General features: G+C 52.8%; 12 protein-coding genes. 10 read left to right on the top strand and 2 right to left on the bottom strand.

Features of this window, described 5'->3' with window-relative positions:
- Positions 1-180 precede the first annotated feature (180 nt).
- The 10 genes from NOC_RS01820 to NOC_RS01865 all read left to right on the top strand — a co-directional run bounded on the left by NOC_RS01820 (position 181) and on the right by NOC_RS01865 (position 10,446).
- Positions 181-447 (top strand): hypothetical protein, encoded by a 267-nt coding sequence (locus NOC_RS01820; RefSeq protein ID WP_011330299.1) that lies wholly within the window; start codon positions 181-183, stop codon positions 445-447.
- On the top strand, positions 444-2,321 hold the full coding sequence (locus tag NOC_RS01825) for a TonB-dependent siderophore receptor (protein ID WP_002811894.1): 1,878 nt from the start codon (positions 444-446) through the stop codon (positions 2,319-2,321). Before NOC_RS01820 ends, NOC_RS01825 begins: the two co-directional genes overlap by 4 nt.
- Positions 2,322-2,674: 353 nt before the next feature.
- A complete protein-coding gene (locus NOC_RS01830) occupies positions 2,675-3,901 on the top strand; it encodes a PepSY-associated TM helix domain-containing protein (protein WP_011330300.1) in 1,227 nt (408 codons plus the stop codon).
- A gap of 179 nt (positions 3,902-4,080) precedes the next feature.
- Entirely contained in the window at positions 4,081-6,057 is a 1,977-nt protein-coding gene (locus tag NOC_RS01835) for a TonB-dependent siderophore receptor (RefSeq protein ID WP_002813636.1), read from the top strand.
- Positions 6,057-6,389, top strand: coding sequence for an IS630 transposase-related protein (locus NOC_RS01840; RefSeq protein ID WP_011330421.1), 333 nt, complete (start codon positions 6,057-6,059; stop codon positions 6,387-6,389). Before NOC_RS01835 ends, NOC_RS01840 begins: the two co-directional genes overlap by 1 nt.
- Before the next feature lies 1 nt (position 6,390).
- The gene (locus NOC_RS01845; protein ID WP_011330422.1) at positions 6,391-6,888 is read left to right on the top strand and encodes an IS630 family transposase; all 498 of its coding nucleotides are present in this window, start codon (positions 6,391-6,393) and stop codon (positions 6,886-6,888) included.
- Entirely contained in the window at positions 6,851-7,168 is a 318-nt protein-coding gene (locus NOC_RS01850) for a TonB-dependent receptor (protein WP_147094566.1), read from the top strand. Before NOC_RS01845 ends, NOC_RS01850 begins: the two co-directional genes overlap by 38 nt.
- 532 nt (positions 7,169-7,700) lie before the next feature.
- On the top strand, positions 7,701-8,204 hold the full coding sequence (locus tag NOC_RS01855; RefSeq protein WP_036498038.1) for a TlpA family protein disulfide reductase: 504 nt from the start codon (positions 7,701-7,703) through the stop codon (positions 8,202-8,204).
- A 12-nt stretch (positions 8,205-8,216) separates the two neighbouring features.
- Complete coding sequence (locus NOC_RS01860) at positions 8,217-9,416, top strand: sialidase family protein (protein ID WP_011330302.1); 1,200 nt, start codon at positions 8,217-8,219, stop codon at positions 9,414-9,416.
- A gap of 136 nt (positions 9,417-9,552) precedes the next feature.
- A complete protein-coding gene (locus NOC_RS01865; protein WP_147094565.1) occupies positions 9,553-10,446 on the top strand; it encodes an efflux RND transporter periplasmic adaptor subunit in 894 nt (297 codons plus the stop codon).
- Positions 10,447-10,785: 339 nt separating this feature from the next.
- Here NOC_RS01865 and NOC_RS01870 read toward each other — a convergent pair whose 3' ends face one another.
- Complete coding sequence (locus NOC_RS01870) at positions 10,786-11,178, bottom strand: hypothetical protein (RefSeq protein WP_011330304.1); 393 nt, start codon at positions 11,176-11,178, stop codon at positions 10,786-10,788.
- A gap of 2 nt (positions 11,179-11,180) precedes the next feature.
- Positions 11,181-12,128 carry a CbbX protein gene (cbbX, locus tag NOC_RS01875; RefSeq protein ID WP_147094564.1) on the bottom strand — a complete coding sequence of 316 codons (948 nt, stop codon included), beginning with the start codon at positions 12,126-12,128 and terminating at the stop codon, positions 11,181-11,183.
- Positions 12,129-12,199: the final 71 nt, after the last annotated feature.

Below are 12,199 nucleotides of genomic sequence, written 5' to 3' on the forward strand. Positions count from 1 at the left end.
GAAGAAGCTGAAATACGTGATATGGCGCAATAAATTCCGGCAAATAACTAAAAACCAGATGTGAATAAAAGATCCTATCCAGCGTAACTATATGAATTTAATAAATAATTCGCTTATTGGCACGAATTCTGCTCTTTCGGTATAGAACAACAACACGAAATAAACGGATAACAAGCAACAATGAAGCAATCTTTTTTGCCGTTGGGGTTTTCTTTTAGTTTAAGAAACCCGCTATTCATTGCCAGTGTAATGCTCCCTTTTGCCGCCTGGAGAGGGGAAGTGGAAGCTGCTGAAGAATACCGGGACAGGCTGATTCCAAAAACCGATTCAAACCCTGTGGTGAAGGTAGCTCAAGGGGATGGGGCCAAAGAAGGAGGCGAAGCAGCAAGAAGCGAGCTGGCTCCCATGACGGTTACTGGTGCGGCGGATGCCCCGTTTACCAAATGAATACCTCCACGGCGGGCAGCAAATTTCCCCTGGAAATTGACCGTGTGCCCCAAAGTATCCAGGTAATTACCGAGGATGCTTTTCAAGATCAGGGCGCCCAAAGTATCGGCGATATCATGAAGCAGATGCCTTCGGCCAACGTATTCGGGTTGCGCTTTGGCCGTTTTCCAAGCGTCACTATCCGGGGCTTCGGCACCGAGCAGATTCGTAACGGTATCCAGCAATTGTTTTTTGCTGGTACTGATTTTTCCGCCCTCAGTTATATTCAGAATGTAGAGGTACTGAAAGGGCCGGGCAGCGTCCTGTTTGGGCAAGGGGGTAACGGTGGCGGGATCATCAACGTGGTGACCAAGCGCCCTTACGATCGGCTGGGGGCCGAAGTGAGCTTTACCCGGGGTGGCTGGACTGGATTCGGTGGTGATATCACCCGAGGTCAGTGGGATATCAACGCGCTTCTGACTCCGGACGGCGCCCTAAAGGCGCGCTTCACCGGTCAAGTGGAGCGTTCCGATACCTTTATTAATTTTCAGGATCTGGATCGGGAAAATTTTGGTCTGGCGCTGACCTATGACAATGGGGGGCCAGTACGAGCCTTCATCAATGCTGAGTATCAGCATCGAGAGACCTTACCGAATCCGGGCTTGCCAGCGGTAGGAACGGTGCAGGGTAGCGATGTGGGCCAGGTGCTGCGGAATACTTTTCTCGGCGAGCCTAAATTTGACAAATTAACCGTCGATGCCCCCTTGGTGCAAGCCTGGGTCGAGTTCGACGTCCTAGATAACTGGAACAATATATTCAAAAACTGGAAGGTGATCCCCCGCTATCAATATCAACAATTCAATGGGAGCCAGGATCAGGTTTTTCTTGGCGCTACCACCGTCGATCCGGTCAATGGGGATATTTTAGTGTCCCGCTCAGGCAGAACTGATTTCAATGAGAAAGATGTGATCCATATCGGCCAAATTGACATTACCGGCATGATAGACACCGGACCCCTGACCCACCAGATTCTCCTCAGTGGTGATTATCAGAATAAACGCTCGCCATCGGATGGCAACGACAACAATAAATGGTTCAACCGCATCAATGTTCCCGCCATCGATGCGCTAAATCCAGCCTATCTCTCTTCAGCGCCACAGATCAACCCCAATATCGTGACCTTTGGCCAGAATTACCAGGTTTGGGCGGCCACCTTTCAGGATGTGGTGTCCATCACTCCCTATTTCGATCTGATGGGCGGTTTCCGCTACACAACCGCCAGTGGAGGGCCCCGTGGCAACTTGGTCAACAGAGTACGGCCTGGCAATAACGAAGTCGACAACACTTCCTTTCAAATTGGTGGAACCTTTCACGTTACGGATTCGATTCACCTCTTCTCAGGCTATGGTGAAGGATTCAACCTTAATCTAGCTGGTCAAAAGGCGGATGGCTCTGCGTTTGCTCCGGGAGAGTTCGATCAGGTGGAAGCGGGCATTAAAGCTGATTTCCCCTGGGGGCTGAGGGGAACGACCTCGTTTTTTGACATCACCCGCAGCAATGTGACCACGCCGGACCGGCAAAATCCTGGTTTTTCCGTGCAAACGGGGGAGGTTCGTCACCGGGGCGCGGAGTTGGAACTAGCCTATCAAGTGACCCCCCAGTGGTATTTTCAAGGCGGTTACGCCTTTATCGACTCGGACATCACTCAAAGCAATGCGGGCGATGAGGGTAATCGGTTTCAGAATACGCCGACCCATCAAGGCAATGTTTGGACTCATTACCAATTCGACAGGGGACTGCTGAGAAATCTGACCCTTTCCAGCGGCGTGAATTTCGTCGGCGACCGGCCCCTGGATAATGCCACTACCGTCGAGCTTACCAATTTCACCATTTGAGATCTAGGCGCTTCCTACACTTATCAAAGGGTAAAACTGGAGCTATTCGCCAATAACTTGTTGGATAAACGTTATTTCCTCTCAAACAATTCTGGACTGACGGTATTTCCCGGTGCTCCCCGCTCGATTGTGGGACGGGTGTCCTTGAAGTATTAGCTGGTAACTCGTAGGGCGGATAAGTGAGCGCATCCCGCCTTCTGCGGTTGTTTGCTCTACGCAACTACGTGGCTTTTTAAACCGTTCTCGCTGCTCGGTGCATCACTTTGTTTCGCCTGCCTGTTGCAGGCAGGGGAGTGTTCACCCTCCATGGAGAACGCCAAAAGCTTAGTTTAAATCAAAAAAGGATATTCATCATGGCTAACCTGTTGAAGGTCACAACTTCACGCTTTCGCTGGCATTCATTATGGCGCAAGGTCCATTTATATCTGGCGCTGACGGTGGGTTTTTTCTTCGTGCTGCTAGGGCTGACCGGCTCGGTCAATGTTTTTCACTGGGAGTTGGAGGAACTGAGTCTGCCGGCGTTGGAAACAAGGGAGAGTCCTAAAGCGGGGCTGCCATTGAACGCCGTTATGGCCAACCTTCACCAGGCCCATCCCCAACGCCAGGGTCGTTGGCTGCTGTTCATGCCAGGTTATGAGCGGGAGTACGTCTGGGCCATCTATCCCCATCCTGAAGAGACCCGTGACGTTTTTTTTGCTCCCCTGCGGGTTCAGCTTGATCCTGGCAGCGGTAAGCTGGTGGCCGAGCATTTTTGGGGTGAAACGCTGGGCACCCTCATCTACTCCCTTCATGCTAGTTTGTTGACCGGGATCATCTGGGACCGGGACATGGGCCTGATAGGATTTCAAACCGTCACCTTTCTGGGGTTGTTTTTACTGATTTCGGCGGCCATCGGCCTCTATTTGTGGTGGCCGCGCACAGGCACCTTCCTCAAGGCCATGCGTTTCCAGCGCCAAGGCCGTGTCACCCGCACTCACTTTGAACTGCACCGGCTGGTGGGCTTTTACGGCTCGGTCATTCTCCTGGTACTAGCCTTCACCGGCTTTTCCTTCGGTTACTACGATTACCTCAAACCCCTGGTGGCAGCATTCTCCCCTGTGGAGGCAAAGCATTTCAAAGACCCGGAGGGGCTAAAATCCACGCCGGTGCCGGGAACTCAGCCGATAACGATTGAGCAAGCTGTGGCCATTGCCAACCAGGTTTTTCCTAATGCTGAACTGCGCTGGTTGGCCACGCCGGAGGGCCCCGAAGGGGTCTACGCCATTGAAAAGCGTCAGCCGGGAGAGGCCAATCAGCGCCGCCCCCGCAGCAAGGTCTGGGTTGAGCAATACAGCGGCGAAGTGCTGGCCGTGGAAGACCCCAATAAATTCACTGCGGGGGAGACCTTTTTCAATCTCATGTGGCCACTTCACAATGGCCAGGCTTTCGGTTTTCCTGGCCGTTTGCTTTGGTGTTTGGTGGGTTTCGTGCCACTCACTTTGTACATCACGGGTCTTACCCTGTGGTTGAGAAAGCGTCGGGTGCGCCGGCTTGCCCGGCACAAGGGTATGGCAGCTACGGTGGGTGGCCTCTGGCTCTGATTCCCTGCCGGGCGCCCGGGAAAGTGGGGGATAAAACTTAATCATCCGCCTCAAGGGATGGGTGCCCGGTTTTTTTCTGGTTAAGTCTTGCCGGGCCGGTTGGCTTACAGCCCCATAAAAAGCGTGGATAGGGCATAGCACATCCACCGATACCTTATGGTCAAACAGGAAGAAAAAAAATGAAGAAATCCTTTTCGCCGCTGGTCTTCTCTGCCAGTCTGGGAAGCAAGTTGTTCGTTGCCAGCTTAATATTTCCGCTTTCCGCCTTGGCGGCGGAGGTTATGGCCCAAGCCGATAGGGCGAAGCAAGAAGGCGGAGCAGAGAGGATCGAGCTGGCACCCATGACGGTGACGGGCCAGGCCCTGGAGCGCGGTTACATTGCTCCTAATGCTTCCACCGCTACTAAAACCGATACGCCCCTGATGGAAACGCCCATTTCTATTCAGGTAGTGCCCGAGGCGGTGGCGGAGGATCAACAAGCCATACGATTGGATGGCATTACCCAAAATGTCAGTGGCGTGCAGACCATGCGGCAATTGGGAATTTTGTTTGACAACTTCATCATCCGCGGGTTTACCTCATCCAATTTTAATGTGTATCGAGACGGCCTCAGGCTAGGGACACAATCCTTTGAGACGGCCAATTTGGAGCGGGTGGAAATTCTAAAAGGCCCCCCATCGGCCTTGTTTGGCCGCAGCAATCCGGGGGGGCTAGTCAACATGGTCACGAAAAAACCCTTAACCCAACCTTACTATGCCCTGAGTCAGCAATTCGGCTCCTATGATTTATATCGCACCACGCTGGATGCCACTGGAGCGATAACGGATGATGGAGCTTTGGCCTACCGCCTCAATTTCGTTTACCTGGACAGCAACTCGTTTCGGGATTTTGTCGACAGGGAGCGTGTTTTCATGGCGCCCCAGTTCACCTGGAAACCCACGGAGGCGCTGGAAGTTAATTTCGGCTACGAATATAAAAACGATGACGTCACCGGCGACCGGGGCATTCCGGCCATTGGCAACCGTCCGGCCAAGGTATCCATTAGCCGGTTTATTGGCGAGCCTGACTTTTCATTACAGGAGGCGGAAAGCCATCTTGCCCATCTCAACTGGGCCTATCGATTTAACGAAAACTGGAAAATTCAGCAACGTTTTGCAGCTAACATTCTCGATACCTTCAATCGCAACATTGTCCCCCTGTCCCTGCAAGCCGATAACCGGACGATCAACAGAGGATTGTTCGGGGGGCTGACCAAGCGTGAAACCTATGCCACAGATATCCATGTGAACGGCCAATTCGACCTCTTTGGCGCCCGCCATAATATTTTAGTTGGATTTGACTATCTGCGATTCACACAAAGTAGAGGCGCTACTTTTCTAGCCAGCGCCCCCTTTCTAAGCCCCATCGACGTGTTTGAACCGGTCTATGGCACAACACAGATTCCAGACCTAGACACGTTACCCAAAAATAATTTTACCGATCTTAAAACCGAATGGTTCGGGGTCTATTTTCAAGACCAAATGGATCTAACCGAGCAGCTTCATTTACTCTTTAGTGGTCGCTACGATTGGGCTAAAACCGAAAGTGGATTTTCCACCACTTCCGCCCCTGAAGTGAGTACCCTGTGGACGGATAAATTTAGCCCCCGGGTAGGCTTGGTGTATCAACCGTTGGCTTGGCTGTCCCTGTATGCCAACTGGACCCAAGCTTTGGGGGCTAACAATGGACGCTCGGCGGATGGAAGCCCGTTTAAGCCGGAGTGGGCGGAGCAATTCGAAGGGGGATTTAAAATGGCGTTTTTTCAAGAGCGCTTGAATGCTTCCGTGGCAGTCTATGAATTGACCAAGGAGAATGTCTTGACCGCGGATATCTCCACCCCTGATCCATCAGACCAGGTGGCTATCGGAGAAGCTCGAAGCCAAGGAGTTGAGGTGGATTTCTCCGGTCAGATAACCGAGCAATGGGATTTGATTGGCAATTATGCCTATACCGCTACGGAAGTGCTGAAAGATAACAACGGCAATCAAGGCAATCGCCTGCCTAATGTGCCCAAGCACTCGGGGAGTGTGTGGACCACCTACGAGCTGCTAGAGAGCTTTATATCTAAATTTATAAATATTGAGACATTTGTGTTATATTCATTCATACTGTTGTGATGAGATGTTCAATTGATTTGCGCAAACGAGTAATCGATTTTGTAAGGGGCGGTGGAAGCAAGGCGGAAGCGGCCCGGAGATTTCAGGTAGGCCGCGCGAGCATTTATCGCTGGTTGTCGCAGGATGATGCGCTGTGTTACGAGCGTCCCGGCCCTCGCCGTTCACACAAGCTGGACTGGGAGGCTTTACGGGTCCATGTGGAAGACAAGGCTGCTCTCACCTATAAAGAACGCGCCCGGCATTTTGGCGTTTCGTATTACTGTATTTGGCATGCGATGCACAAAATGGGGTTAACCCGTAAAAAAAATGACGGGGTACACGCAGCGCTGTAATATGAAAAGAAAGAGCTTTCTTCGCCTTCGTGAACGCTATCGCCGCCGCGGCAAAAGATTTGTCTATCTTGATGAAAGCGGTTTTGAGCCGGAGGTTTCCCGTCGTTACGCTTACGCTCCAAAGGGGCGGCGTGTTTATGGTCTGATCTCCGGTCATCGCAGACCGCGAACCTCTTTATTGGCCGCCCGTATGGATGAAGGCTTTGAAGCGCCGTTTCTATTTGAGGGAACCTGTAACACGGCTGTGTTCAATGCATGGCTGGAAAAAGAGCTTTGCCCCTTGCTCAACAGCAACCACATTGTCATCATGGATAATGCTCCGTTCCACAAAGCCGTTTCTTCACGTGAAATCATCAAAAAAACAGGGGCGGGAATTTTATTCCTCCCCCCTTATTCCCCTGACTTTAACCCCATAGAAAAAGACTTCGGAAATATCAAAAAAATCAGAGAATACAACGAACATGAAACCCTTGAGAATATCGTTGCAGCGTATCAGTAATTATAGATTTAGCTATAAGCTGGGCACCGGGGTTTTTATCGCAGGTCAGCGCCAAGCCAACGTGGCCAATGATTGGCAATTGCCGGGCTATGTGCGCTGGGACGCCATGGCAGCCTATTATTTCAAAGTGGGTAAGTCGAGACTCACGGCCCAGGTTAACGTGAAAAATATTTTGGATAAAAAATATTTTTCCTATGCCGATCAATTTGGAAATCCCAGGTTTGATGCCATGCCGGGAGCGCCGTTGACGGTCCTGGGTTCTTTGAAGCTTGCGTATTAATTTTCCTGTTCAGGTTTCATGCGTAAGGGCGGTTAGTTCTCCCCGGCCGCACGCCGTAGGCCGGTGAGTTTGGCGCTATCACAGACATATTATTCTGTCCCCAAAACCAGCGAGACAAAAATTTTTACGGGATATACCGCATAAAACAAGGAAAATGGGTGAAATCACTGAATTTTTATCAATCTCCCGCCTAATATGCCGGCGCAGGGAAGCCCGTGAAAAGACCTCACTGGAATCTCGCCGGAGTAGCGGTTAGGTGCTCTTTTTCTGGCCTTTTTGCCCTGGGAGTACGGGTTGTTGAGGGGGATGAATGCTTCCAGATGGAATGTTGGCTAAAATTTTGCTTGTTCTTGGATATTAAGCTAGCTTAAGAGGTAGAAGCGAGGTAACCCCGGCCTCTTTCCTTGCCCACTTAGGGCTATTTTTCCGTCAAACCTTATCACCCGCGGGTTTACTTATGGGGGATTTAGGAACCCTGGCGCCTCTCTTAGATTCTAAGCTTATCAAGGAGTTGTGTTTACGGAGTGCACTGATGATGACATATCTCTTTCATGGGGTCCTAAAGAGGGCCATCTGGCTGCTTGTCTTGGGGATAGGTGCGGTAGCCGTAGCAGGAATAGGAACGGCCCCGCTGCCTTTTGAGTCCGGTAGTCTGGAAAAAATTCTCGATTCCCGTGCCGGCAAGCCGTTTTTGTTGGTCATGTGGTCCCTGGAGTGTCCCCCCTGCCGTAAAGAAATGGATCTGTTGGCGGAAATGCGCCGCCAGCATCCAAAGCTAGATGTGGTGCTCGTCTCTACCGATGAGATGGAACGGGCGGATCAAGTGACGGCGGCGGTTAAGGGCCATGGCCTAGAGAAAACCGAATCCTGGCTTTTTGCTGGCCCCGCTCAACGGCTCCGTTACGAGATTGATCCGGGCTGGTACGGGGAGATGCCGCGCAGCTATTTTTACGATGCCAATCATAAGCGGGCTGCCGTCAGCGGGGCCTTGGAAGAAGCTCAAATCCAAGCCTGGCTTGAGCACGTGTATCCTTGAGAGGAGTTGGCAATGAAGAAATTTTTACGAAGCCACCTGTGTGCAATGGTGTTGTTATGGTTGATAGGATATGGGGGGACGATGGCGAGCGCCTCGGAAATGTTGGTGCCGGAAATCGAGACTCCTACTCCGGTAGGCAGCCGTCAGCATCAGCTCAATCAAACGGCTCAAGGGCAATTATTATTGAGTTGGGTAGAAAAGGGGGAGCAGGGTAGCCATCTGCGGTTTGCCGTTCTTGAAGCTGAGGGCTGGTCCGCTCCTCAAACCGTAGTGACGGTCCGCGGCAAGCTTGCTGCGGCCCCGGTGGTATTGGGTCTGAAAGACGGGGGGGCCTTAGCCGCCGCCTGGATGAGCAGTACTGAGCAGAAGGATAATCCTTTTGGCGCCGAACTTTATCTCTCCCGTTCCACGGATGGGGGCGAGAGCTGGAGTAAGCCGCTACAGCCCTATTCTGGGGAAGCCCGCATCTATGATGCGCAAATGTCCCTGGCCTCCCTTGATGATGGCCGTCTGGCATTGGTGTGGACCGATCAGCGGCATAAGCCGGAACGCTATCAGCTCATGGCCACCCTGATTGATGGGCAGGGGAAGCCTGGCTCCGAGATGATCCTGGATAAGGATGTCTGCTCTTGTTGCAATACCCGTACCATTGCCCAGGGGGATACCTTGTGGACGGCCTACCGGGATCGTCTGGAAGGGGAAGTGCGGGATATAGCCTTGGTCCGCTGGTCTTCAGAAGGCCCCTCCCAGGCGAATATCGTGCATGATGACCAGTGGGTGATTGAAGGTTGCCCCAGCAACGGTCCTGCGGTGGCTAGGCGCGATGGGCTCACCATGGTGAGCTGGTTTACGGCGGCGGACGGTGTGGGCCGGGTGCGGACCGCTTTCTGGCCCGAGGGGGAGAATCATTTTGCAAAACCCATAGAAGTCGATGCCCATGCCAATGGCTATGTCAATGCCCTGCTGTTGGAAGACGGCTCCGCTCTGGTGGTTTGGCGGGGGCGGGTCGGTCCGACGGAGGAGTTACGTCTGGCTCAGGTAAAGCAGGACGGTACAGTGCAGAATCAGATCGCGCTCTATCGCGGTGACTTTCCCCGTTGGCCTAGCCGGCATTTAAGCCTGGCGCAAGTGGGTGATTCGGTTTATGTGGCGTGGCTAGACCTTGAGCAAGCGCGGATACGATTGGTGAAAAGACCCATGCCCGCTGAGTAAAGTAATGCGCCTAAGCCCTAAAAGAGATAAAAAATGTGTTGAAAGTCATACTTCCCCTGGCCTTGTTATTGGCCGGGGCCATGACCGCCTGGGCTATTTCTAGTCCCCACCCGCCTTGGAGACTACGCTACCCAAAATGGAACCCCCGCAGGTGGAGATAATGGCGGTGGAACCCCGCTCCGTGCGCTTGAAGATTCGCTCCCAAGGGACGGTAAGGGCTTGCACGGACATGAAATTGACTGCGCAAGTGGAGGGCAAAGTGGTCAAAATGGCCCCTGGTTTTAAGGAGGGGAAGTTTTTTAGGGAAGGGGATGTATTAATTCAAATCGAGCCGCGGGATTACGATTTGGCGGTGATCAAGGCCCAGGCACGGGTAGCGGCAGCCCAGGGCGAGTTGTTACGGGAGGAGGCTAAAGCGGATTTAGCTCGGAAGGATTGGGAGAGTATTGGCAAAGGGGAACCCAGTCCCCTGATGTTACGGATACCGGAACTTAAAGAGGCGCGGGCCCGGCTTCAGGCAGCTAAAGCCGCGCTTGAGGAGGCCCGGTTGCGCCGGGAGCGGACCGAACTGCAGGCCCCCTTCAATGGCCGTGTTCAGGAGCGGTGGGTCGAGGTAGGAGAATATGTGGAGGAGGGTACCCACTTGGCTCGGCTATTTGCTGTGGATAGAGCGGAAGCACGCCTGCCCCTGACTCCAGCTGAACTAGCTTTTCTGGATCTACCCTTGGCCCCTCGACAGAACTTGGGGGAAAAAGGGCCTAAGGTGATGTTACAGGCTTCCCTGGCGGGAAAACGCCATTCCTGGGAGGGGCGGATCGTTCGCACCGAAGGAGTCATCGACGAAAAAACCCGGATGTTGTACGCCGTTGCCGAAGTGCGGGACCCTTACGGAGATCTGGGTCTTTCCCCGGGAGCGCTTCTGTTGGTGGGTTTGTTTGTGGAAGCGGAGATTGAAGGCCGGACTTTGGACCATGCCCATTTGCTTCCCCGCCAAGCTTTGCGTCAGCCAAGTACTGGTGGTCAATGGTGAGCATCGGGTCAGTTTTCGGGAGGTGGAGGCGCTGCGGGTCGGGGGGGAGTGGGTAGGCGGTGGTGCAAGGGAGTTTGCAGCGGGGTGAGGCGGTGGTGGTTTCGCTTTTACCCCAGGCAGTGGAAGGCATGGAAGTCAAGGTAGGACCGGCTTAGATAGATGGACTCCTTTTCTTGTTTTGGTCTGATTCGCGAAAAAACCCGCAGCGGCTTTTCTTACGTTGATGGAAGTATGCGCTATTGTATACCGTTTCAAGGGGAGGCGCCTGCTTCCAGCATGAGTAACTTCTAAAGGTGGGAGCGTATTCCTTTTCCTGCCTTTGCTTTTTTGCGATCCAATTCAGGCCTCAGCTTCTTCGGCAAGACGCTGTGCCAATGCCTCGCTTAATTGCTCAAGCGCCGATCCCATAATGAGTCCAGCATGGCTATGGTAAAGGCAAAGTTCGCAGTCTACTGGTTCATGCAGGCCGTAACGCTCGGCGGTGTCGAAGGAGCGCCAAGCGAGGATCGGCAAATCCTTGTGTAAGCCATCCACGCATAACCACATCTGGTTGTCCAGAACAACCTCAAGTCCCCGGTGAGCAGGTAGCTCCACCCGTAAGGGCCGTCCCAGCCGCCGGAGGGCAAGCCGCACCCGGTTGAAGTGGGTTGCTTCGATTGTTTTTGACAGAACCCGGAGGGGCGTTGTCTCATCAGATCTCTTCAAGGTTCCCATACTCTTAGGCTGCTTCATAGTTAGTCATCGTCTGCCCCATCGGGCTTACCTTCCTGAAACACCTGGCTGGCGCGTATATCTTCGTCCTCGATAGTAATTAAATCAAGCTTATTAAGGGTCTTACTGCGTGATGCAAAGAGTCGGTTGGCCTGGCGTAGGCGGGCCCGATCCAAGGCATTGCGGATAGAGCGTGCGTTGGCAAAGTGCGCAAGTTTCATGCGTACTGGAATGTACTCAGCGAGTGCTTTTTCAGCTTCTGCGCTTAAACGATAATTCTGATCTGCTAGCATGAGTTTGGCAATGGCCATAAGCTCTTCCGGCGAGTAGTCAGGAAAATCAAGATGATGGGCGATGCGCGAGCGCATGCCCGGGTTGCTCTGGAAAAACCGGTCCATTTTATCTTTATAACCGGCCAGGACGACGACTAGATCGTCGCGGTTGTTTTCCATCACCTGTAGCAGGATCTCGATGGACTCTTGACCGTAATCCCTTTCATTCTCGGGTTTATATAGATAATAAGCCTCATCAATGAACAGCACGCCTCCCATGGCTTTTTTGATGACTTCCTTGGTTTTGGGCGCGGTATGGCCAATGTATTGGCCTACGAGATCGTCGCGGGTAACAGTGACTAAATGGCCTTCCCGCACATAGCCGAGCCTTTTCAGGATTTCGCCCATACGCAGCGCTACCGTGGTTTTACCGGTGCCGGGATTGCCAGTGAAATTCATGTGGAGAGTCGGCGTTTCCGAGGTGAGCTCGAACTGCCGACGTAGCCGGTCCACTAACAGAAGTGCGGCTATTTCCCGAATACGGGTCTTGATCGGTTTCAAGCCGATCAGCTCCCGGTCAAGTTTGTCGAGTACTTCTTGAATATTGGAAGCCTTGAATTCAGCCTCGAGATCCACTGATGCATCATCGACACGGTGAGCTGAGCGCGTGGGGACACTGGTGTTCTCGGGATTGTTCATGATATCGCTTTCCATTAAATAATATAATTATGGCCGATAGCGGGCCAAAGGCCCGCCCGACACTACTTGCT

The sequence above is a fragment of the Nitrosococcus oceani ATCC 19707 genome (genome assembly GCF_000012805.1).
In the GTDB taxonomy this organism is placed as follows: domain Bacteria; phylum Pseudomonadota; class Gammaproteobacteria; order Nitrosococcales; family Nitrosococcaceae; genus Nitrosococcus; species Nitrosococcus oceani.